18 protein-coding genes are annotated in these 22265 nt (G+C 69.9%); 10 read left to right on the top strand and 8 right to left on the bottom strand.

The features are described 5' to 3' along the window. Nucleotides 1-114: 114 nt before the first annotated feature. Together OID54_RS26465 and OID54_RS26460 are read right to left on the bottom strand one after the other, a co-directional pair. A complete protein-coding gene (locus OID54_RS26465; RefSeq protein ID WP_329023445.1) occupies nucleotides 115-1749 on the bottom strand; it encodes a sensor histidine kinase in 1635 nt (544 codons plus the stop codon). Next, the gene (locus OID54_RS26460) at nucleotides 1746-2411 is read right to left on the bottom strand and encodes a response regulator transcription factor (RefSeq protein ID WP_329023444.1); all 666 of its coding nucleotides are present in this window, start codon (nucleotides 2409-2411) and stop codon (nucleotides 1746-1748) included. Before OID54_RS26460 ends, OID54_RS26465 begins: the two co-directional genes overlap by 4 nt. 115 nt (nucleotides 2412-2526) lie before the next feature. Between OID54_RS26460 and OID54_RS26455 the strand changes: the two genes are divergently transcribed. Beyond that, on the top strand, nucleotides 2527-3162 hold the full coding sequence (locus tag OID54_RS26455) for a PepSY domain-containing protein (RefSeq protein WP_329023442.1): 636 nt from the start codon (nucleotides 2527-2529) through the stop codon (nucleotides 3160-3162). 248 nt (nucleotides 3163-3410) lie between these two features. On the opposite strand, the gene meaB is transcribed toward OID54_RS26455, so the two are convergent. Both meaB and OID54_RS26445 read right to left on the bottom strand, forming a co-directional pair. Further along, nucleotides 3411-4367, bottom strand: coding sequence for a methylmalonyl Co-A mutase-associated GTPase MeaB (meaB, locus tag OID54_RS26450; RefSeq protein ID WP_329023440.1), 957 nt, complete (start codon nucleotides 4365-4367; stop codon nucleotides 3411-3413). Between the two features lie 52 nt (nucleotides 4368-4419). Further along, nucleotides 4420-5622: an acetyl-CoA C-acetyltransferase gene (locus OID54_RS26445; RefSeq protein WP_329023438.1), complete on the bottom strand. Its 1203-nt coding sequence runs from the start codon at nucleotides 5620-5622 to the stop codon at nucleotides 4420-4422. A 147-nt stretch (nucleotides 5623-5769) separates the two neighbouring features. Here OID54_RS26445 and mce point away from each other — a divergent pair, with 147 nt between their 5' ends. The 7 genes from mce to OID54_RS26410 all read left to right on the top strand — a co-directional run bounded on the left by mce (nucleotide 5770) and on the right by OID54_RS26410 (nucleotide 15572). Next, complete coding sequence (mce, locus tag OID54_RS26440) at nucleotides 5770-6198, top strand: methylmalonyl-CoA epimerase (RefSeq protein ID WP_329023435.1); 429 nt, start codon at nucleotides 5770-5772, stop codon at nucleotides 6196-6198. Between the two features lie 170 nt (nucleotides 6199-6368). Continuing rightward, nucleotides 6369-10340, top strand: a complete 3972-nt coding sequence (scy, locus tag OID54_RS26435; RefSeq protein WP_329023433.1) for a polarized growth protein Scy — start codon at nucleotides 6369-6371, stop codon at nucleotides 10338-10340. A 114-nt stretch (nucleotides 10341-10454) separates the two neighbouring features. After that, the gene (locus OID54_RS26430; protein WP_329023431.1) at nucleotides 10455-11393 is read left to right on the top strand and encodes a cellulose-binding protein; all 939 of its coding nucleotides are present in this window, start codon (nucleotides 10455-10457) and stop codon (nucleotides 11391-11393) included. An 88-nt stretch (nucleotides 11394-11481) separates the two neighbouring features. Further along, a complete protein-coding gene (locus tag OID54_RS26425) occupies nucleotides 11482-12465 on the top strand; it encodes an ABC transporter ATP-binding protein (RefSeq protein WP_329023429.1) in 984 nt (327 codons plus the stop codon). 3 nt (nucleotides 12466-12468) lie between these two features. After that, a complete protein-coding gene (locus OID54_RS26420; RefSeq protein WP_329023428.1) occupies nucleotides 12469-13248 on the top strand; it encodes an ABC transporter permease subunit in 780 nt (259 codons plus the stop codon). Nucleotides 13249-13563: 315 nt separating this feature from the next. Next, nucleotides 13564-14748, top strand: a complete 1185-nt coding sequence (locus OID54_RS26415; RefSeq protein WP_329023427.1) for an ABC transporter ATP-binding protein — start codon at nucleotides 13564-13566, stop codon at nucleotides 14746-14748. Then, the gene (locus tag OID54_RS26410) at nucleotides 14745-15572 is read left to right on the top strand and encodes an ABC transporter permease subunit (protein WP_329023425.1); all 828 of its coding nucleotides are present in this window, start codon (nucleotides 14745-14747) and stop codon (nucleotides 15570-15572) included. Before OID54_RS26415 ends, OID54_RS26410 begins: the two co-directional genes overlap by 4 nt. Before the next feature lie 28 nt (nucleotides 15573-15600). On the opposite strand, the gene OID54_RS26405 is transcribed toward OID54_RS26410, so the two are convergent. Continuing rightward, nucleotides 15601-15930, bottom strand: a complete 330-nt coding sequence (locus OID54_RS26405; RefSeq protein WP_329023423.1) for an ATP/GTP-binding protein — start codon at nucleotides 15928-15930, stop codon at nucleotides 15601-15603. Nucleotides 15931-16149: 219 nt separating this feature from the next. Between OID54_RS26405 and OID54_RS26400 the strand changes: the two genes are divergently transcribed. Further along, nucleotides 16150-17178 (top strand): LLM class flavin-dependent oxidoreductase, encoded by a 1029-nt coding sequence (locus OID54_RS26400; RefSeq protein ID WP_329023420.1) that lies wholly within the window; start codon nucleotides 16150-16152, stop codon nucleotides 17176-17178. A 129-nt stretch (nucleotides 17179-17307) separates the two neighbouring features. Here OID54_RS26400 and OID54_RS26395 read toward each other — a convergent pair whose 3' ends face one another. Then, nucleotides 17308-17700, bottom strand: coding sequence for an SCO5389 family protein (locus tag OID54_RS26395; protein WP_329023419.1), 393 nt, complete (start codon nucleotides 17698-17700; stop codon nucleotides 17308-17310). Nucleotides 17701-17997: 297 nt separating this feature from the next. Between OID54_RS26395 and nucS the strand changes: the two genes are divergently transcribed. Continuing rightward, nucleotides 17998-18660 (top strand): endonuclease NucS, encoded by a 663-nt coding sequence (gene nucS / locus OID54_RS26390; RefSeq protein WP_329023418.1) that lies wholly within the window; start codon nucleotides 17998-18000, stop codon nucleotides 18658-18660. Nucleotides 18661-18730: 70 nt separating this feature from the next. Here the strand turns inward: nucS and OID54_RS26385 are convergent, their stop codons facing one another. Together OID54_RS26385 and OID54_RS26380 are read right to left on the bottom strand one after the other, a co-directional pair. Next, on the bottom strand, nucleotides 18731-21361 hold the full coding sequence (locus OID54_RS26385; protein WP_329023417.1) for an ATP-binding protein: 2631 nt from the start codon (nucleotides 21359-21361) through the stop codon (nucleotides 18731-18733). 426 nt (nucleotides 21362-21787) lie between these two features. Continuing rightward, nucleotides 21788-22111, bottom strand: coding sequence for an STAS domain-containing protein (locus tag OID54_RS26380; protein WP_329023415.1), 324 nt, complete (start codon nucleotides 22109-22111; stop codon nucleotides 21788-21790). Between the last annotated feature and the right edge of the window lie 154 nt (nucleotides 22112-22265).

Below are 22265 nucleotides of genomic sequence, written 5' to 3'. Positions count from 1 at the left end.
CGAGCGGCCGGTGGGCATCCGTACGCGAGCGGGACCCGCCGCCCTTCCGCAGCTGAGGGTCAGACCTACCACCCAGCCGGGCCGACGGCCCGAACGGCCCGGCGAACACACCGCTCACTGGGGCTCCTGATCCTCCCCGCCGGCCCCGGGCGCCCCCGGCAGACTCACCTCGAAGAGCGCACCGCCCTGGGGTCCCTGCCGCACCGTGAGCGTCCCACCGTGACGCTCGGCCACATCGCGGGCGATGGCCAGCCCGAGCCCCGCACCCCCGTCGTCCCTGGTGCGGGCGTCGTCGAGCCGCACGAAACGCTCGAAGATCCGCTCCCGTTCGAGCTCCGGGATCCCCTCACCGTCGTCGGCGACCGTGAGCACGATCCGGTCCCCTTCCGCGCGCACCGCCGCCGTGACCGACTCGTCCGCGTGACGCTGGGCGTTGTCGAGGAGATTGCCGAGCACCCGGGCCAGCTGGGAGCGCGAGCCCACCACGTCCAGCCCGTCGACGACGTCCACCGTGACCGCGATGCGGTCGTGCGTCCGCTGGGAAGCCTCCTCCCGCACCATCGCCCCGAGATCCAGCCGGGCCCGACCCGGCCGCTCCCCCGCGTCCAACCGGGCCAGCAACAACAGGTCGGCCGCGAGTTGCTGAAGGCGTACGGTGTCGGCCACCGCACCCGAAACGTCCAGCAGATCCGGGTGTGCCTCGCCCACTTCGAGTTGGGTGCGCAGCGATGCGATGGGGCTGCGCAGTTCGTGGGAGGCGTCGGCGACGAATCTGCGCTGGCGTTCGACCGAGGCTTCGAGCGCGGCGAGCGTCTCGTTGGTGGTGCGGGCGAGCCGGGCGATCTCGTCGTGCGAGTCGGGCTCCGGAACGCGCCGGGAGAGGTCCTCCGATGCGGTGATGGCCGCCATCTCCGCGCGGATGTCCTCCACGGGCCGTAGCGCCCTTCGGGTCACCAGCCAGGTCACCGCGCCCACGACGACCAGCAGGGCGGGCAGGCCGATCAGCATGGCGTCCCGAACGCTCTCGACCGCCTCCTGTTCGGTGGCGCGCGGTGCACCCCCGAACACGGTGACGGTGGTCCCGCTGCTGTTGGTCGCCTCGACGGCGGCGAAGCGGTAGGGGGCGCTGTCGCCGTCGACGGTGGCGCTGCCGTCGCTGAACTTCTCGCTGCCCGAGACCTGGCCGCGGGCAGGGTCGTCGGAGTCAGCGTCAGCGTCGGAATCCGGGTCGGAATCGGCATCGGAGTCGGTGTCGTTGTCGTTGTCGGCATCCGTGTCGGTGTCGGTGGCTGAGTCCGTGTCCTGGTCCGGGCCGTTCTCCGGGCTGTTTTCCGGGCCTTCGGACGGATCGCTGGACGCGGCACCGGACGGGTCGCGCTCGGACTCGTCGCCCTGCCGTTCGGGCTCGTCGTCCTGCTCGGTGCTCAGCGAGGGCAGCGGTACGGGCCGCACGCTTTGGCTGCTCGTGCCCTCGACGCTCTGGAGATCCGGTGAGACGGCGATGACCTGCCTGTTCTCACCCACCACCTGGACGGGACGGTCCTCGGGGCTCGGTAGGACGAGCTTGTCGGCCGGGGTGTCGAGGGCGAATTGGGAAGCGACCTCGCGGGCAGCGATCTCCGCCTGGAGGTTGATCTTGCCCTCCAGGTTCTGGCGGAGCACGAGGAGCACCCCGAGCCCCGCCGTGATCAGCGCGATCGCCACGACGAGGGTGGCGCCGATGGCCGCCTTGGCCCGTACGGATCTCATGGCGCGGCCACCAGTCGGTATCCCGCACCGCGCACGGTCTGGATGCGGGGGGCGCCCAGCTTTCGACGCAGGGCGCTGATGTAGACCTCGATGATGTTGGGGTCGCCGTCGTAGGCGAAGTCCCAGACGTGTTCGAGGATCTCCGCCTTGCTGACCACGTCACCGGCGCGCACGGCGAGTTGCTCCAGCACGGCGAACTCCTTGGCGGTGAGCGTCACCTCCTCGTCCCCGCGGAAGACCCGACGGGCCGCGGTCTCCACCCGTAGGTCACCCACGGTGAGCCGGGGCGAGCCGCCGGAGCGACCGCGGCGGCGCAGCAGCGCCTTCACCCTCGCGACGAGGACCACGTACGAGAACGGCTTGGTCAGGTAGTCGTCGGCGCCGGTGTCGAGACCCTCCGCCTCGTCGTACTCACCGTCCTTGGCGGTGAGCATCAGGATCGGCACCTCGTCACCCGCGGCCCGGAGCGACGCGCAGACGCGATAGCCGTTCATCCCGGGCAGCATGATGTCGAGGATGACGAGGTCGTACGAGCCCTCGGACGCCTGGTGCAGCCCTTCGAGGCCGTCGTGGACCACGTCCACCGCATAGCCTTCGGCCGTCAATCCCCTGGCAAGGGAGAGCGCCAGCCTCTTCTCGTCCTCCACGATCAACAAACGCATGCGCTCAGGGTCGCAAATCGAAGCTGAAGATCCCTTCAGGTGGCTTCAGGTTGGGTTCAGCATCTCCCCGGCAGATTGGTGTCCACGAAGCCAGCAGGTACGGGGAGGAACCCTCATGAAGCGCAAGATTGCCGTCGCCGTCGCCGTGATCGCCCTGGTGGGCGGCGGTACCTACACTGCGGTCGCCGCGTCCGGCGACCCCGCTCCCTCGTCGAGCATTTCGGCGTCCGAGGCCGCCGGTGCGGCACTGAAGAAGAGCCCGGGGTCGATCGAGTCCATCGGCCTGGACGACGACGCGAAGGGCCAGTGGGAGGTGGAGGTCGTCAGCAAGAACGGCGACGACCAGGACGTCCGGGTGGACGCGAAGGGCAAGGCGTCCCTGTTCTCGGACGACGATGACCGCGACGACGGTGACGACCGCGACTCCGCTGACGACAAGGCCGAGCGCGAGGCCCTGAACGCCGCGAAGGTGAACGCCGAGCAGGCGGCATCCGCCGCCCTGAAGTTCCGTGCGGGCTCCGTCACCGAGGTCGACTTCGACAACGGCCACTGGGAGGTCGAGGTCCGGGACAAGGACGGTCGCGAGCACGAGGTGCGGGTGGACGCCACGACCGGCAAGGCATCGGTCTCGGCAGAATCCAACAACGGCGATGACGCCGATGACAGCGACGACACCAACGACGCCGATGACCGTGATGGCACCGACGACCGTGATGACAGGGACGACAAGAACGACCGCGACGACGACTGATCCCCCCTACCGGGCGGCGCTCCCCCTAGTCGTGGACTGAACGTGGGCTGAACGTGGGCCCAGACCATGGGCATCGCCGCCCCCACAGCCAGGGGCATGCCCCCGGGGCGCCCCGCAGCGCCCCGCCCCTGAACCCCGGCCCGGCCTTGGACCAATCCCCCCGCGTCCAGGCCGGGTCGGGCCTTTGCCCGCCCGGCCCCGGGGCGTCCCGGCCCAGGGGCGTCCCGGCCCAGGGGCCGTCGGATGCGCTACGTCTGCGTCAGTCCCGCCACCAGTTCGTCGGCCGCCGAGTAGGGGTCCGTCTCCCCCGCCACGATCCGCTCGGCGAGCGCCCCGAGCCGACGGTCCCCGTGGAGATCACCGATCCGCTCGCGCAGGGCGGTGACCGCGATCGTCTCCACCTCGACGGCGGCCCGTCGTACCCGGCGCTGTGCGAGGACCCCGTGCTCCTCCATCCAGGCGCGGTGCTTGTCCAGGGCGGCCAGGACCTCGTCCGTGCCCTCGCCCCGGGCCGCCACCGTCTTGACGATGGGGGGACGCCAGTCACCGGGCGAGCGGGCCTCGCCCAACCCGAGCATGTGGTTCAACTCCCGGGCGGTGGCGTCCGCGCCGTCACGGTCCGCCTTGTTGACGACGTAGACGTCCCCGATCTCCAGGATGCCGGCCTTCGCGGCCTGGATCCCGTCCCCCATACCGGGGGCGAGCAACACCACGGAGGTGTCGGCAGCAGCCGCGATCTCCACCTCCGACTGACCCACGCCCACGGTCTCCACCAGGATCACATCGCAGCCCGCGGCGTCCAGGACACGGATCGCCTGCGGGGCCGCCCATGCCAGACCGCCGAGATGGCCTCGCGTGGCCATGGACCGGATGTAGACGCCCGGGTCGGACGCGTGTTCCGACATCCGGACCCGGTCTCCGAGCAGGGCGCCGCCCGAGAACGGCGAGGACGGGTCCACGGCGAGCACCCCCACCCGTTTTCCCGCCTTGCGGTAGGCGCTCACCAGGACCGATGTCGACGTCGACTTGCCGACACCGGGCGAACCGGTGAGGCCGACGACGTACGCGCCCCCGGTCAGCGGGGCCAGTGCCGCCATCACCTCGCGCAGCTGCGGGGACGCCCCCTCCACCAGGGAGATCAGCCGGGCCACGGCCCGTGGCCTGCCCTCCCTCGCATCAGCGACCAGTTGGGGGACGTCCACCATCACTCGGCTCCTCTGTGGTTCGACCGGCCCGAACGGCATGTGCCTGAAGGGATCAGCTCGCCGGTACGCGGACGATCAGGGCGTCGCCCTGTCCACCGCCACCGCAGAGCGCTGCGGCCCCGACGCCACCGCCCCGGCGCTGGAGCTCCAGCGCCAGATGCAGCACCAATCGGGCGCCCGACATACCGATGGGGTGGCCGAGCGCGATCGCACCACCGTTGACGTTCACCTTTTCCGGGGACACCCCGAGGTCCCGCATTGACTGCACGGCGACCGCGGCGAACGCTTCGTTGATCTCGATCAGATCGAGATCGGCGACTTCAAGCCCTTCCTTGCGCAGGGCGTGCGCGATCGCGTTCGAGGGCTGCGAGTGGAGGGAGTTGTCGGGGCCTGCGACATTGCCGTGGGCACCGATCTCGGCGATCCACTCCAACCCCAGCTCCTCGGCCTTGGCCCGGCTCATGACCACGACCGCAGCCGCACCGTCGGAGATCTGCGACGCGGTGCCCGCCGTGATCGTGCCCTCGGCGGCGAACGCCGGACGGAGCCGGCCCAGCGACTCCACGGTGGTCTCGGGCCGGATGCCCTCGTCCTTGGTGACGACGACCGGCTCGCCCTTGCGCTGCGGAATCTCGATGGGCGTGATCTCGGCGTCGAAGACCCCGTTCTTCTGCGCGGCGGCGGCGCGCTGGTGGGAGAGGGCCGCGATCTTGTCCTGATCGGTACGGACGATCTTCAGCAGGGCGTTGTGCCGCTCGGTCGACTCGCCCATCGCGATGTTCTCGAAGGGGTCGGTGAGCCCGTCGTGCGCCATGGCGTCGAGCATTCCCACGGCCCCGTACTTGAAGCCCTCGCGCGACTTCGGCAGCAGATGTGGCGCATTGGTCATCGACTCCTGGCCACCGGCCACGACGATCTCGAATTCACCCGCGCGGATCAATTGGTCGGCCAGTGCGATGGCGTCGAGGCCGGACAGACAGACCTTGTTGACGGTCAGGGCGGGCACGTTCATGGGGATGCCGGCCTTGACCGCGGCCTGGCGTGCCGGGATCTGCCCGGCACCGGCCTGAAGCACCTGCCCCATGATCACGTACTCCACCTGCTCGGGGGCGACGCCCGCGCGCTCCAGCGCCGCCTTGATGGCGAAGCCGCCGAGATCCGCGCCCGAGAAGGACTTCAGGGAGCCAAGGAGCCGTCCCATGGGCGTCCTGGCGCCCGCGACGATCACTGAGGTGTTACCGGTCGTTCCTGACATGAGACAAGATCCCCTTTCAGCACGGAGGCTGAGGAGTGAACGAGGGTTTACCTCAAATGTACTGAGGGGTCCACCACGAGGTCACCGGGCGGTCGGTGTGATCGCGCGCACGTTGCGTAACCGCCGGTACGGCGCTGCACTGGGGGGATGCTGACGCGAATCGACCACATCGGAATTGCCTGCCACGACCTCGACGCGACGGTCGAGTTCTACCGTTCCACGTACGGTTTCGAGGTCCACCACTCCGAGGTGAACGAGGAGCAGGGCGTACGGGAGGCCATGCTCCGGATCAACGGCACCTCCGACGGAGGCGCTTCCTACCTCCAGCTGCTCCAGCCGATCCGGGAGGACTCCCCGGTGGGGAAATGGCTGGCCAAGAACGGGGAGGGAGTTCATCACATCGCGTTCGGCACCGCCGATGTGGACGGTGAAGCGGCGGCCATCCGCGAGAAGGGCGTGCGCGTGCTGTACGACCAGCCGCGCATCGGCTCCATGGGGTCGCGGATCACCTTCCTCCACCCCAAGGACTGCCATGGTGTTCTGACCGAACTTGTCACCTCTGCAACGGAGCACTGACCTCCGGATTCCTGGCCCGGTAGAGTGGGCAATTCCGGGCCGGGGCCGGGTCGGGGCCGCGACGCGTCCTCTCATGTTGATCTGTCACCATTTCCCCGGGGAGCCCGTTCGCCCGGCGAGCGGTGAGAGTGTGAAGCCAGTTGCGACCAGGGGACGGATGGGACCGCGCAGTGCGGGGCTACGAACGCCAGGAGAGCCACCGAGCTGACGACGACCACCTTTCGCGGTTCGAAGCCGAGATGGAACGGCTGAAGACCGAGCGGGAGAAGGCCGTCCAGCACGCCGAGGACCTCGGCTACCAGGTCGAGGTATTGCGCGCGAAGCTCCATGAGGCGCGCCGCAGCCTCGCATCACGCCCCGCCTACGACAACGGCGACCTCGGCTACCAGGCCGAGCAGATGCTCCGCAACGCCCAGGTCCAGGCCGATCAGATGCGGGGGGACGCCGAGCGCGAACTGCGCGAGGCCCGTGCCCAGACCCAGCGCATCCTCCAGGAGCACGCCGAACACCAGGCCCGACTCCAGGCCGAACTGCACACCGAGGCCAACCAGCGCCGCCAGCGACTCGACCAGGAGTTGGCCGAGCGCCGCCAGACCGTCGAAGCCCACGTCAACGAGAACGTCGCCTGGGCCGAGCAACTGCGCGCCCGTACCGAGTCCCAGGCCCGCAGGCTGCTCGACGAGTCGCGCGCCGAGGCCGAGCAGGGCCTCGCCGCGGCGCGCACCGAGGCCAAACGGCTCGCCGACGAGGCCCGCCAGCGGGTCAGCTCGGAGACGGAGAGCGCCCGGTCCGAGGCCGAGTCGATCCTGCTGCGTGCCCGCCGGGACGCCGAACGGCTGATGAACGCCGCATCCACCCAGGCGCAGGAGGCCACCAGCCACGCCGAACGGCTGCGTTCGTCCACCACCGCGGAGTCCGACCAGGCGAGGCAGCAGGCCGCCGAACTGAGCCGCGTCGCCGAGCAGCGGATACAGGAGGCGGAGGAGAAGCTTCGCGAGGCCCGTACCGAGTCGGAACGGGTCCTGACCGAGGCCAAGGAAGCCGCCGCCAAGCAGTTGACGTCCGCGGAGTCGGACAACGAGCAGCGCGCCAGGACCGCGAAGGCGGAGATCGCCCGACTGGTCGGCGAGGCGACCACCGATGCCGAGGCGCTGAAGGCCGAGGCCGAGCAGATCCTCGCCGATGCCCGCGCCGAGGCCGACAAGCAGTTGGCGACCGCCACCGAGAAGGCTCGGACGGCTGCCGCCGAGGACTCCGCAGCAGCGCTCGCCAAGGCCGCCCGAGCGGCCGAGGAGGTCTTGACGAAGGCGTCCGAAGACGCCCAGGAGACCACCCGGAAGGCGAGCGCGGAAGCCGAACGCATCCGCCGCGAGGCCGAGGCCGAGGCGGACCGGCTGCGCGGCGAGGCCGCGGAGCAGGCCGACCAGCTCAAGGGCGCGGCCAAGGACGACACCAAGGAGTACCGGGCCAAGACCGTCGAGCTCCAGGAGGAGGCGCGCCGGCTGCGCGGCGAGGCCGAACAGCTCCGGTCGGAGGCGGTCGCGGAAGGCGAGCGCATCCGTGGCGAGGCCAGGCGGGAGGCCGTCCAGCAGATCGAGGAGGCGGCCAGCACCGCGGAGGGGCTGCTCACCAAGGCGCGCACCGATGCCGATGAGCTGCGCTCCACGGCCAGCGGCGACAGCGAGCGGGTGCGCACGGAGGCGATCGAGCGTGCGACGGCGCTGCGCCGACAGGCCGAGCAGGGCCTTGCCTCAGCGCGCACCGAGGCCGAGCGGCTGCGCGCCGAGGCCGAGGAGCTCGCGGAGGGTGTGCGGGCGGCGGCCGAACGGGCAGCGGCGGAGTTGCGCGAGGACGCCGAGCGGGCGATGGCCGCCCGGCAGGAGGAAGCCGCCGAGGAGCTGGGCCGTCTCCATGCCGAGGCCCAGTCCCGGCGTCAGGCCGCCGATGAGGCGCTGACCGAGGCCCGTGCGGACGCCGAGCAGCTGCGCCGGGACACCGGCGACGAGATCGAGCGGTTGCGCCGGGAGGCCGGCGAGCGGCTGCGTGCGCTTCAGGCCCAGACCGAGCAGGAAGCCGAGCGGCTGCGGACCGAGGCCGCAGCGGACGCAGCGGGCACCCGCGCCGAAGCGGAGAACGCAGCGGTACGGCTGCGCTCCGAGGCCGCGGCCGAGGCGGAGCGGCTCAAGAGCGAGGCGAAGGACACCGCCGACCGGTTGCGCGCGGAGGCAGCAGCGGCTTCCGAGCGGGTGGGTGCCGAGGCCGCGGAAGCGCTGGCAGCAGCTCAGGAAGAGGCGTTGCGCCGCCGCCGCGAGGCCGAGGGCATGGTGGATTCGGCGCGCGCCGAAGCCGACCAGGAGCGCGAGCGGGCCCGCGAGCAGAGCGAGGGGCTCCTCGCCTCCGCCCGCAAGCGGGTCGAGGACGCCCAGGCCGAGGCCCACCGGCTGGTCGAAGAGGCGGACCAGCGGGCCACGGATCTGGTCGCCGCGGCCGAGCAGACCGCGAAGCAGGTGCGGGATGCCGTCGCCGGCCTGCACGAGCAGGCCGAACAGGAGATCGCCGGGCTGCGTTCGGCGGCCGAGCACTCGGCCGAGCGGACCCGTACCGAGGCACAGGACGAGGCGGACCGGATTCGCTCCGACGCCCACGCCGAGCGGGATCGCGCGGCGGAGGACGTGTCCCGGTTGCGGACGCGGGCGCAGGAGGAGACCGAGGCAGCGAACGCGCTGGCCGAACGGACCGTCACCGATGCGATCGAGGAGTCCGAGCGGCTGCGCACGGACACCGCGGAGTACGCCCAACGGATGCGTACGGATGCGTCGAACGCGCTGGCGACGGCCGAGCAGGACGCTTCCCGTACCCGTGCGGACGCCCGGGACGACGCCAACCGGATCCGTTCCGAGGCCGCGACCCTGTCGGATCGGCTCGTGGGCGAGGCGAGTGCCGAGGGCGAGCGGATCAGGACCGAAGCCGAACGACTGCTCGACGAGGCACGCCAATCGGCCGACAAGCGCCGTTCCGAGGCCGCGACCGTGTCCGATCGGCTCGTGCGTGAGGCGACCGCCGAGGGCGAGCGGATCAGGACCGAAGCCGAACGACTCCTCGATGAAGCACGCCAATCGGCCGACAAGCGCCGTACGGATGCGGCGGAGCAGGCCGATCAGTTGATGGCGGAGGCAGGCACGGAGGCGGAGCGGCTGCGCGCCGAAGCCGCGGACACCGTGGGCTCCGCCCAGCAGGCGGCGGAGCGGATGCGGGCCGACGCCCGCAAGGTCGTGGCGGATGCGGAGGCCGTGGCCGAGCGGATGCGCGCCGATGCGCGGGCCGCGGCGGACCGCACGGTGGACGAGGCGCGCGAGGCTTCCGCCAAGCGCCGTCGGGATGCCGCCGAGCAGGCCGACCAGCTCATCAACCGGGCTCAGGAGGAGGCGCTCCGCGCTGCGCTGGAGGCGGAGGAGATGGCCGACACCATGGTGGGGGCCGCCCGCAAGGAGGCCGAACGGCTGCTCGCCGAGGCGACCATCGAGGGCAACACCCTGGTGGAGAAGTCCCGTACGGACGCGGACGAGTTGCTGGTGGGTGCCCGTCGGGACTCGACCGCGATCAGAGAGCGTGCGGAGGAGTTGCGCACGCGGATCGAGAGCGAGGTCGAGGAGCTGCACGAGCGGGCCCGCCGGGAGACCTCCGAGCAGATGAAGACCACCGGCGAGCGGGTCGACCAGTTGATGACGGCGGCGCGCGATCAGCGTGCGGAGGCGGACACCAAGTCCAAGGAGCTGCTGGCCGAGGCGAATTCGGAGGCCAGTTCGGTCCGTATCTCCGCGGTCAGGAAGGCGGAGGGCCTGCTCAAGGAGGCCGAGCAGAAGAAGGCCGAACTCGTACGCGAGGGACAGCAGATCAAGGCCGATGCGGAGGTCGAGGCCAAGCGGCTCGTCGGCGACGGCAAGCGGGAGTTGGACGTCCTGGTGCGCCGTCGCGAGGACATCCAGACCGAGATTTCCCGTGTCCAGGACGTTTTGGAGGCGTTGGAATCCTTCGAGGCGCCGACCACCAACACCAAGGGTTCGAGCGGTTCCTCAGGTGGTGTCAGGGCGGGCGCGACAGCGGGCGCCACCCGTTCGAGTGGCAAGACGTCTGACGGCTAGCCACTCAAAAGGCTGGACATTCTCCAGATCAAACCTGTATCCACTCGATGACACGCCGCTTAGGCCCCTAGGATTCCCTCTATCACCTCACCGGTCTCATTCGACAGGAACCCCATGAGCGACACATCCTCCCCATTCGGCTTCGAGCTCGTGCGGCGTGGCTACGACCGCGGCCAGGTGGACGACCGCATTACCAAGCTCGTCGCCGACCGTGATAGTGCGCTGGCGCGCATCACCTCGCTGGAAAAGCGCATCGAGGAACTCCACCTTGAGACGCAGAACGCCCAGGCCCAGGTCACCGACGCGGAGCCGTCGTACGCCGGACTCGGAGCGCGCGTCGAAAAGATCCTCCGTCTTGCCGAGGAGGAGGCCAAGGACCTGCGTGAGGAGGCCCGTCGGGCCGCCGAGCAGCACCGTGAGCTCGCCGAGTCCGCCGCCCAGCAGGTCCGCAACGACGCCGAGTCGTTCGCCGCCGAGCGGAAGGCGAAGGCGGAGGACGAGGGCGTCCGGATCGTCGAGAAGGCGAAGGGCGACGCCACTCAGCTGCGTACCGAAGCGCAGAAGGACGCGCAGTCCAAGCGGGAGGAGGCGGACGCCCTCTTCGAGGAGACCCGTGCGAAGGCCGCCCAGGCTGCCGCCGACTTCGAGACCAACCTGGCCAAGCGCCGCGAGCAGTCCGAGCGGGACCTGGCATCGCGTCAGGCCAAGGCCGAGAAGCGCCTCGCGGAGATCGAGCACCGCGCGGAGCAGCTGCGCCTGGAGGCCGAGAAGCTGCGTACGGACGCCGAGCGTCGGGCCCGCCAGACGGTGGAGACCGCGCAGCGTCAGTCCGAGGACATCGTGGCCGACGCCAACGCCAAGGCCGACCGGATCCGCAGCGAATCGGAGCGCGAGCTGGCGGCGCTCACCAACCGCCGCGACTCGATCAACGCGCAGCTGACCAACGTCCGCGAGATGCTGGCCACGTTGACCGGTGCCGCGGTGGCCGCGGCGGGCAACCCCGTCGACGACGAGCCCATCTCCCGGGGCGTCCCGGCCCAGCAGTCCCGCTGATCCCCGCCCCGCTCGGGGCCGCGCATGTCGAAAGCCCCCCGCCGCTCAAAAGTGGCGGGGGGCTTTGCGCACGCCGTACGGTGTCCGCATGATCGAGCTGGATGGCCTCACCAAACACTTCGGGAGCAAAGTCGCCGTCGACCATCTGTCATTCCAGGTCAGACCAGGGGTCGTGACCGGATTCCTCGGTCCGAACGGCGCGGGCAAGTCGACGACGATGCGCATGATGCTCGATCTGGACAACCCGACCAGCGGCGATGTCCGGATCGATGGCAAGCACTATCGGGAACTGGAAGAGCCGCTGAAGTACATTGGCGCGCTGCTGGACGCCAAGGCCATGCACGGTGGGCGAAGTGCCTACAACAACCTCCTCTGTCTGGCGCAGGCGAACCGCATTCCGGCGTCCAGGGTGGATCAGGTTCTGGACATCGTGGGATTGACCGCGGTGGCCAAGAAGAAGTCGAAGGGGTTCTCCCTCGGCATGGGTCAGCGCCTGGGTATCGCGTCCGCGTTGCTCGGTGATCCCGAGATCCTGATGTTCGACGAGCCGGTGAACGGGCTCGACCCGGAGGGCATCCATTGGATCCGCAATCTGATGAAGGCTCTGGCGTCCGAGGGGCGGACGATTTTCGTCTCCTCGCACCTGATGAGTGAGATGGCCCTGACGGCCGATCACCTCATCGTCATCGGGCAGGGGCGACTGCTGGCTGACACCTCGATGGCGGACTTCATCCAGGAGAACTCCCGTAGTTTCGTCCGACTGCGCTCGCCCGATCAGGAGCGGTTGCGGGACGTGCTCCGGGAAGGGGGCTTCACCGCGATCGAGGCGGGCTCGGGGGTCCTGGAGATCGACGGCGCGACTTCGGAGGAGCTGGGCGAGTTGGCGGCCCGTCACCAGATCACCCTGCATGAGCTGAGTTCCCAGCGGGCCTCGCTGGAAGAAGCGTTCATGCAGATGACCGCAGGCGCGGTGGAGTACCACGCCCACGGGACGAGCCATGCAGGCCCGCCGTCCGATCAGCAGCCGGGGCCCCAGTGGGGCCAGAGCTACCAGAGCAGCAAGGGAGCCTGACCCATGGCCTCGGTACCCGCGGTCCTCCAGTCCGAGTGGACCAAGATCCGTACGGTCTCCTCGACCACCTGGACGCTGGTGTGCGCGTTCTTGGTGACCGTCGGACTGAGCGCGGCCCTGTGCGCCCTGACGAAGGCGACCTTCGACGACCTCAGCCGCGAGGAGCAGTTCACCTTCGACCCGACCCTCATGAGCTCGTCGGGGATGATCCTCGGCCAGTTGGCGATGGTGGTGTTCGGTGTGCTGGTGGTGGGCACGGAGTACAGCTCCGGGATGATCCGCACGTCGCTGGCCGCCGTACCGCAGCGGGCGACCTTCCTCTTCAGCAAGATCACCGTGGCCACGGCACTGGCCCTGGGCGTCGGACTGGCGACAAGTTTCGCGTCCTTCTTCATCGGTCAGGCACTCCTCGGCGAGCACCGGACGACGATCGGCGCGGAGAACGTCCTGCGCGCGGTCATCGGTGGCGGGCTCTACATGGGCCTGATCGCGCTGTTCTCGATGGCGGTGGCCACGATGCTGCGCAGCTCCATCCTGGCGCTGGGCATCCTGATGCCGTTCTTCTTCCTCGTCTCGCAGATCCTCGCCTCGGTTCCGAAGGCCAAGGAGGTGGCGCTCTACTTCCCCGACCAGGCCGGCGCCAGGATCATGCAGGTGGTCCCGGACGCGCTGGGCAGCGAGGAAACGCCGTACGGGCCCTGGGGCGGGCTGGGCATCATGCTGATCTGGGTCGTGGTGGCGCTCGCCGGCGCCTACCTCCTGTTGAAGAAGCGCGACGCCTGACCTCCGCGCACGGACATCGGTGGGCCCGGGTCGCCGGAAGGCGGCCCGGGCTTCTGCGTGTCCGGTGGCGCTGCCGGCGATGCGACCGACAGTCAAAAACCCCGGTGGGAGGTCGCCGATGCCCCGGAAACGACGTCCCGCGGTCGGTCGGGCACGCTCTGCGACGACGAAAGGTCCACGGCCGGGACCCGCAGGCGGACCATGTGTTACCGCCTAGGACGAACTGGGGAGAAAAAGTTATCCTCCTAGTTCTTACGGGGGGCGTGCGGCTGACCAGCCTGGGCCCCGATGACCAGAAGTCGATGGGGCTGGAGAATGATCGAGGCAGTCGGCCTGACGAAGCGCTACGGCGCGAAGACGGCCGTGTACAACCTTTCTTTTCAGGTGAGGCCGGGTGCCGTCACCGGGTTCCTCGGTCCCAACGGTGCTGGCAAGTCCACCACCATGCGGATGATCCTCGGGCTCGACAACCCGACCGAGGGCAAGGTGACCGTGGGGGGTCAGCCGTTCCGGCAGACGACGAACGCACCCCGGCAGGTGGGCGCGCTCCTGGACGCCAAAGCGGTGCACGGCGGGCGGAGTGCCCGTAACCACCTGCTGTCGTTGGCGCAGCTCTCGGGCATTCCGGCCCGCCGGGTGGACGAGGTCCTCGGCGTGGTGGGGCTCCAGGAAGTCGCCCGGAAGCGCTCCAAGGGCTTCTCGCTCGGCATGGGCCAGCGGTTGGGGATCGCGGCGGCCCTGCTCGGCGACCCCCAGGTGCTGCTGTTCGACGAGCCGGTGAACGGGCTGGACCCGGAGGGCATCCTGTGGGTCCGCAATCTGATGAAGCAGCTCGCATCCGAGGGGCGTACGGTCTTCGTCTCCTCGCACCTGATGAGCGAGATGGCCCTGACCGCGGACCATCTGATCGTCATCGGCCGTGGGCAGTTGCTCTCGGACATGAGCGTGAAGGACTTCATCTCCGCCAACTCGGCCGACTTCGCCCGGGTGCGGACTCCGGACAGTGATCCCCAGCTGCGGGAGAAGCTGTCCGCCGCATTGAGCGAGGCCGGCGGGCACGTGGTGCCGGAGCCGGACGGCGGACTGCGGGTGATGGGGCTGCCGCTGCCGCGGATCAGTGATCTGGCGCACGGGGCGGACGTCCGACTGTGGGAGCTGTCTCCGCACCAGGCATCGCTGGAGGAGGCGTACATGCGGATGACGCAGGGAGCGGTCGACTACCGCTCCTCGACGGACCAGAAGGCCGGGCTGATGCAGCAGCCCCAGCCGGGATTCGGTCCGCCGCCGCAGGCCCCCGAGGTGCCGCAGCAGAGCTGGTACGCGCCACCGCCGCCGCAACACGGCCAGCAGCCGCCGGCCCCCGGCGGCCAGGGCCCGGCTCCGACCGCGGCTGCCGTTCCGACCGCGGATCCGCGGCTGCCGGCCGCCTCGACGCCCACGGCCCCGGCCGCGCCCGCGTCCACCCCTGCCGATCTGACCAAGTCCGAGGACCCGCGATGACCACCCCCTACCAGCAGCAGCACGCGCCCGGAGTCGGTTACACCTCGCCGATCCCGATCCGCCGTGCCCACCTCGGTGACGCCATCGCATCGGAATGGACCAAGATCCGTTCCGTACGGTCGACGATCTGGACGCTCGGCGTGATGGCGCTGCTCCTCATCGGCATCGGTCTGGCCATCGCGGCGGCGATCTCCGGCAGTGACACCGATGTGGACGGGCAGCCGATCCTGTCGCTCGGGTTCTTCGGCGTGCTGCTCAGCAGCATCTGTGTGATGACGCTCGGCGTGCTGACGATCGCTTCGGAGTACGGCACCGGGATGATCCGGACCACGCTGACGGCCTGTCCCTCCCGCGGGAGGGTGCTCACGGCCAAGGCGATCGTCTTCTTCGCGCTGGTGTTCACGGTCACCCTGGCCTTCACCCTGCTCGTGGGTGCGGCCCAGGTGGCGATCATCGACCAGGGTTCGCCCAGCTCCGAGGAGTGGCTGCGCTCCACGCTCGGCGTCAGTCTCTATCTGGCCCTGCTCGGTCTGCTCTCCCTGGCCGTGGGCTCGCTGATCCGGCACTCCGCGGGTGCGATCACGATCATGATCGGGTTGGTGCTGCTGCCGCTGGTGATGGCCATGTTCATGTTCACCGAGTCCCTGTCGTGGCTCCAGGACGCACTGCTCGAATACTCGATCCCCAGCCAGCTCGGCGTTCTCTACGACAACTCCGTGACCGACTCGGGCCCCACGGGTTGGGAGCCCTTGTGGATCATGCTCGGGGTCGCGGCCGTCGCCCTGGGGTCCGCGTACGCGACGATGAACGCGCGGGACGTCTAACGACGTTCAGCCGGCACCGGGCGCAAGCTCAGTGCTTGGGAGCATTCCGGGACCGCTGCACCCGTGAGGTGCGGCGGTCCTTGGCGTTCCAGCACGCCTTGTGCCAGTGGCGCCGGTCCTCGACGCCGCCGTGCTGGGGCCAGGCCACGACGTGCGGCATCCCCGACGGGATCTCCTGGTCGCACCCGGGGCAGCGGTACCGCTTGCCGGCGGCACTTGCTCCGGCGACGTGGCGCACGGACCAACCCTCGCCCTGCCAGGACTCGGTACGACCGAAGCCGCCGTACCTGTCCCCGGGGTCACCGGAGGGCTCGGAGGGATTGTCGCCGCCCTTGGGGCGGTTACGGCGCGGGGACACGTGATACCTCACGGGGCAAGTACGGACGTTTCCTGTCGAGTCCAAGCCTACGGTCCAGGGTCGGGGGTACACGTACTACTCAGCGTGAGAGCTGGCCACTCCTCAGGAGCAGTTACCGGAAAATCGCAAGAACTTCACTTCGTGCCGTGCCTTTGGCACGTGTCAGACGTTATTGCCGTCAAGGGGAGTGACGCGTCGGCCGCAAGGAGGCACAAGGCGATGCGCGTGGGTACGTTCGTACTGGCAGCCCAGTTCCCGGGCCAGGGCCAGGGGGAGGCGCTCCACCGAGCGGTGCGATCCGCGGAGGTGGCGGAGGAAGCCGGCTTGGACACGGTGTGGCTGGCGGAGCATCACTTCGTGCCGTACGGCGTCTGCCCGTCCGCCGTGACGCTGGCCGCGCTCCTCCTCGGCCGCACCCGGCGCATCCGGGTGGGCACGGCCGTGAGCGTGCTCCCGAGCGCCCATCCGGTGACCCTGGGCGAGCAGGCCGCGCTGCTCCATCTGACCAGTGGTGGCAGGTTCTCGCTGGGGGTGGGCCGAGGAGGGCCCTGGATCGACCTGGAAGTCTTCGGCGGTGGTCTGCGCGCGTACGAGTCGGAGTTCCCCGAGTCCCTGGATCTACTGCTGCGCTGGCTCCGTGAGCCCCGCGTGAGTGCGCACGGCCCCCGGTTCTCCTTCCGCGAGGTCGAGGTGGTGCCCCGCGCTGGAGAGCTGCTCGACGGTAGTGCGGGCCCCGAGGTCATCGTCGCCTGCACCTCGCCGAAGAGCGTCCGGCTCGCCGCCGAGCGCGGACTGCCCATGCTGCTGGGCATGCACAGCAGTGATGCCGAGAAGGCGGAGATGGTCGGGCTCTGGCGCAGCCACGCCCTGGCGGTCGGCAGATCCCCCGATGAGGTCGCGGAGGTCGCCCATGTGTCGGCAGGAGTGGCTCAGATCGCGGACACCGCGGCCGAGGCGATGGAGACGCTGCTGAAGGCCATGCCCGGCTGGCTCAAACAGGGGTTGGACGCCCATGTCACCGTCGACGGCCGACGCCGGGTGATGCGCGACCCCGTCGCCTACACCGAGCTGCTCTGCGCACTGCATCCCGTGGGCCCGCCCGCTCTCGCCGCCGATCGCCTGGCTGCGACCGCCGAACGCACGGGCATCACGCGCTTCGCCCTGCTGACCGAGGGTTCGGGGGACCTTGCGACCACGGAGGCCAATGTGCGCAGCCTCGGGACCGAGGTTCTGCCCCTGCTGGCTTGAGCCGCCCCGGAGCCATTCGATCGGTGCCCGCAGGAGGGCGCCGCGATCACGCTCCCCGCTCAAGACCCATGCTGCCGCTCCGACATCACCCGTCACGACTCTCGTGATGCGGAGCGGCAGCAAAAGACATCAGCAGTCGCGCATCTCCGGCGACTGGTTCAGCAACTGGCCCCTGATGGAAGTGAAGCGGGCCAGCCGCTCGTCCACCGACGGGTCCAGCGGGAAGACCGCGACGCGATGGCAGTTCTGGAACGCCAGACGCACGCCGAAGTGCCGTTGGAGCGCACCTCGGATCGCATCGCTGGCGAGAGCGCGCAGCAGTTGACCACGTGCCTGCTCATCCGGCGGGGGCGTCTGGTTGTCGGCAAACTCGCCGCCGTCGACCTTCAGCTGTGCCACCAACGTAGTGATCATCTCCCATGCGTATGGCAGGGAGGTCCGGACGCAGTCGACGAAAGCGGCTTCATCGACTTCGCCTCGCTCGGCCTGTTCCAACAGCGCCGGTGAGACGTCGAGCGACATGGGTTCTCCTCTCGCGACCCCGGGTCACGGGGTCATACGGGCAGGGAAGTAGGCGCCGGAGACACCGCCGTACGGTATGTCGTACGGCGACACAGAGTGCGCACCCGGCGACCTGCTGCATCCACGGTAAGTGCGCCGTCCAGAGCGCACCAGGAGATTGGGAGGACAACCGGCCAACGACGAACGGGGACAAGTGGGGCGACCCGAACTGCCTCAGCCAACCGCAGTGGGGCCTCGCAGCAGGGGAGCGTAGGAGGAATCGCGCCGGGTGGGGCAGGTCGAGTAGCGTTGCCCCTCATGCGCCTTGTCATCGCCCGCTGCTCCGTGGACTACGCGGGCCGGCTCACCGCCCATCTGCCCTCAGCTCCCCGTCTGATCCTGATCAAAGCGGACGGCAGCGTCTCCATCCACGCGGACGACCGCGCCTACAAGCCACTGAACTGGATGTCCCCTCCGTGCTCGCTCAAGGAGGGTGACGGCGATGTGTGGACGGTCACCAACAAGGCGGGCGAGAAGCTGATCATCACCATGGAGGAGGTCCTCCATGACTCCTCGCACGAACTGGGAGTGGATCCGGGTCTGATCAAGGATGGCGTGGAGGCGCACCTCCAAGAGTTGCTCGCCGACCGTATTGAGACGCTGGGCAGCGGATACAGCCTGATTCGGCGTGAGTACCCCACGGCCATCGGTCCGGTGGACATCCTCTGTCGCGATGCCGATGGTGCGACCGTCGCCGTGGAGATCAAGCGGCGCGGTGAGATCGACGGGGTGGAGCAGCTGACCCGCTATCTGGAGTTGCTGAATCGCGATCCGCACCTGGCGCCGGTCAAGGGGCTGTTCGCGGCTCAGGAGATCAAGCCCCAGGCGCGGGTGCTGGCGACGGACCGGGGCATCGGCTGCGTCGTCCTCGACTACAACGCCCTGCGGGGCATCGAGGACGACAAGCTCAGACTCTTCTGAGCCCTCTCGAACAGACGCGGTGCGGCCCAGGAAGCCTGGCTTCCTGGGCCGCACCATGCGTTGGGGGCGTTCAGACCAGGGACGGTGAGGCTCCACCGGGCCCCGCCGGCGCGGACGCCGACGACGGCGATCCGCTCACGGGCGCGCTGCTGATCGGTGCGCTCGCGGTGATCCCGCCACCGGACGTGGAGGGTCGGGGAGTGCTCGAACCGGTCGACGACTGGGACGAGGAGGGCTCGCCCGGGTTGGAGGGTCCGGTGGGCGGCCTGCTCGTCGGCGGTGCGGACGACGGCGGTGAAGTGGGCCGGGTCGACTGCGAGGACGACGGACTCTCCCCCGGCTCCTGTGAGCCGCTCGACGACGGGCCCTCGCTGGACCCGGGGGAGCCGGTGGAACCACTGGATTCGCTTGGCCGTGAGGATTCGAACGTCCTGGAGGACGTGGGGCCCGGGTCCACCTCATCGGAGCTGTCCGGGAGCGGGCTCGTGGAGGCGTCCGGGTCAGCGGGGTCGTCGGCGGACTCGGTATCCGGCTCGTCGGCCTGGAGACCGTCCTGTTCGTCGTCCACGTTCGCGGACTGCCCGTTGCGGACGTTCACGCTGGGCGGCTCCTCACCGTCCCCGGCCATGCCCAGGGCGAGCACCGTGCCAAGGAGGGCGACGATCACGGCGCCCGCACCCGCGGCGACCAGATTGCGTCGGGCGCCGCGCAGAACGGCGAACCGCTTGCCGGGCGCCGAGCGCGGCTCCTTGCGGTCGAAGGAGTAGAGCGGCGGCGCCTGCGAGGCCACCAGGGTCTCCGGGATGACCGCGGTCTCCTGGGTACGGGGCTCCGGTTGCTCGTCGCGTTCATCGCGCTCACTGCGGGTGTCGCCCGGGTCGCTTTCATGGGCGAGTTCGGGCGGGACGACGGCTAGACCGGCCGGCAGGGCGAGGGCGGTCCGACCCGGTGGCAGTTCCAGCTCCGGGGCGGGCACCGGCGGCGGCACGGGGGCCGGGACCGCACTGGGCACCAGACCGTTCTCACGGTCGGCGACCAGTGCCAGTGCGCGGCGCCCTGCGACGGTGCCCCGCTTGTCGGCGAGTGCTCCGCGCATGGCGATGGAGGCTTCCAGCTCCGCCCGGGCCCGGTCCAGGCTGTCCGTGCAGAGGGCCAGAACGCCGAGTTCATGGTGGAAGTACGCCTCTTCGGCCACCTCTCCCGCGATGCGGGCGGCCTCCGAACCGACGCGGAGGACGCGCTCCCAGGCACCCCAGTACAACCCCGCGGCGAAAGCGGGCGCAGCACTGCGGGCGAGGAGGACGGCCGCGCTCGCGTCGGCGGCTTCCGTGCCGGGCACCAGAGCGGTGAGCGCGGCCACGATGGCGTCCGCCTCGGCGACGGCCCGCTCAGGGGTGACGGAGGGGTGCGCAGTCCACCAGGCGTAGTGCTGTGCAGTGGTACGGGCGTGGGCCGCGGCCTCGTCGGCGTACCCGCGCTCGGTGAGTTGGACCAGCACGCCCGCGGCGAGCCGGTATCGCCCGCCGACAGGTGAGAGCAGTCCGCAGCGCATCAGTTCGCCGATGGCGGTGTCCGCGTGGGTGTCGCCGATGAGCGCAGGCAGATGGGCCTGGTGCGGGACCTCCCCGCCGAGGGCGACCGCGAAGCGCAGGGTGTTGCGGGCGGACTCGCTGAGCCGCGAGGCGAGCAGGGCCGCGGGCGCCGCACCCTGGCCGAGCGTCGGCAGGGGGACCTCGCCGCCCGTGGCGTCCATGCGGGCGAAGGCTTCGAAGGCGTCGGGGTCCTCTTGGAGTTCCTGGATCTCCTGACGGAGCGCATCGCACTGCCGCAGGAGCGCGCCGGCCTGGACGAAGCGCAGGGGCAGTCCCTCGGATTCGAACCAGAGGTCGCCGGCCCAGTTCTGCTCGTCCTCGGTGAGGGGCCGGTCCACGGCGCGCTTGAGGAGTTCCAGGGATGCGGGGCGGCCGAGTCCGACCAGGGTGACCTCTTCGAGCCGTGAGGCATCGGTGGGGCCGGGCACCTCAGGGGTGGTCGCCGTCAAGAAGGCGCACTCGGGTGCCGCGTTGAGGAGTTCATCGAGGGCCGCGCCGCCGAAGTCGAGGTCGTCGAGGACGACGATCGCACCGATCTCCCCGATGTGGGAGAGGAGTTGGTCTCGGTCGGGACGCTGCTGGGGGGTGGTGTGGATCGCGTTGAAGAGGTCGTTCAGCAGATCGCTCGGAGTGCGTTGGCGGCCGTTGAGGCGAACGACTCCGTCGGGTGCGAGGTCGGTGCACTCCGCGGCCACGGCGTTCAGCAGGGTGGTGCGTCCGGAGCCCGCGGCCCCGGTGACGCGTATCGAGCGGCCCCGGGCGAGCATGCGTATCAGGCGCTCGCGCTCCTCGTCCCGCTCCAGGAGCGGCAGTCGGGGGGTGGCGGGCCCGGCGAGCGCAGGCGGCCTGCCGATGCGCTCGTGTTCGATCCGTTCCGTGGTACTGCGGCGTACGGCGGTGGTGAGCCGGCTCAGGCCGTCAGGGGTGCCTCCCGGTGGGCAGAGCTCGACTTCGCTCCCGTCCACGGGATTGACGGTCAGCAGAAAGTCGCCGGAGATCAGTCGGACCATGCGGGCCGGTGCCTGCCCGGTCTGTCCGAAGCCCGGTGCCGCGGCGTCCCGGGACGGGCGTACCGTGCCTTCTTGTTCGCCGAAGCTCTCGTTGTCCATCGTCCAAGCCCCCAAATGCACTGTGCATAGGTTCGTCCGCCGCCGCGGTCTTCGCGGAGCCCGCGACGGAGGCAGGTACGAAGGAGCCCCTCCCGGTCCACTTCGTACGCCCGGCCGTCGCTTTGCCCCCCGCCAGCCGTACGAGCCCCGTTGCGGCGCTGGCACGGCGGATGAGTGGGCCCAAGACCCCCGCAGGGTATCCACCTGCGGTGGGGTGCTGCCCCGTCCGCGACGTCACAGTCTCATGAGAATCGCCGCAGGGGTCAGCTCAAAGCCGACTACCGGGCTCTGTCGCCGCAGGTGTTGTACAGCTGTTACCGCGCGGTCGCAGGAGCGTCACCGCTGGCACGCGCCTTTTTCACATCACGGTCATCCCACGGAATCCGGAGCATCCCGGAGATCCCGGGAGGTGACACGGGGTGTGGATCAGACCCGAGGAAGCGATTCAGCGGCCAGGCCGCCTTCGATCGCGAGGATGCGGTGCAGCCGGGTTGCCACCAGCAGGCGCTGCATCTGCGGCGGTACGCCACGCAGCACAAGGCGTCGGCCGCAGCGGCCGGCCCGGCGGTGGGCGCCCATGATGACTCCGAGCCCCGTCGCGTCCCACGAGTCGAGGTCGGTCAGGTCGAGTACGAGGTCGCCGTGACCGTCGTCGACCGCCGAGTGCAGGACCGTGCGGGCGTCCGCCGCGCTGCGCACGTCGAGGCGGCCCCCGACGACCAGCTCGGTGTGGTCGCCCCTGATGTGCATATGCGCTCCCCGGGAAGTGCCTCAGTGCCCTGTGCGAATGCCGCCGGCCGCCCTGGCGTCACTCACGCTGGCTGCTCTGACTGTGCTCGTTCGGTGTGCTTGTCGCTCGTTCGCAGTTCTTGGACGTACTTGTCTTTCACCAACTGACTGCCCG

It is taken from the genome of Streptomyces sp. NBC_00690, from assembly GCF_036226685.1.
Lineage (GTDB): Bacteria > Actinomycetota > Actinomycetes > Streptomycetales > Streptomycetaceae > Streptomyces.
The sequence above is the reverse complement of the archived record's forward strand: the minus strand, read 5'-3'. Positions and strand labels throughout refer to the sequence as shown.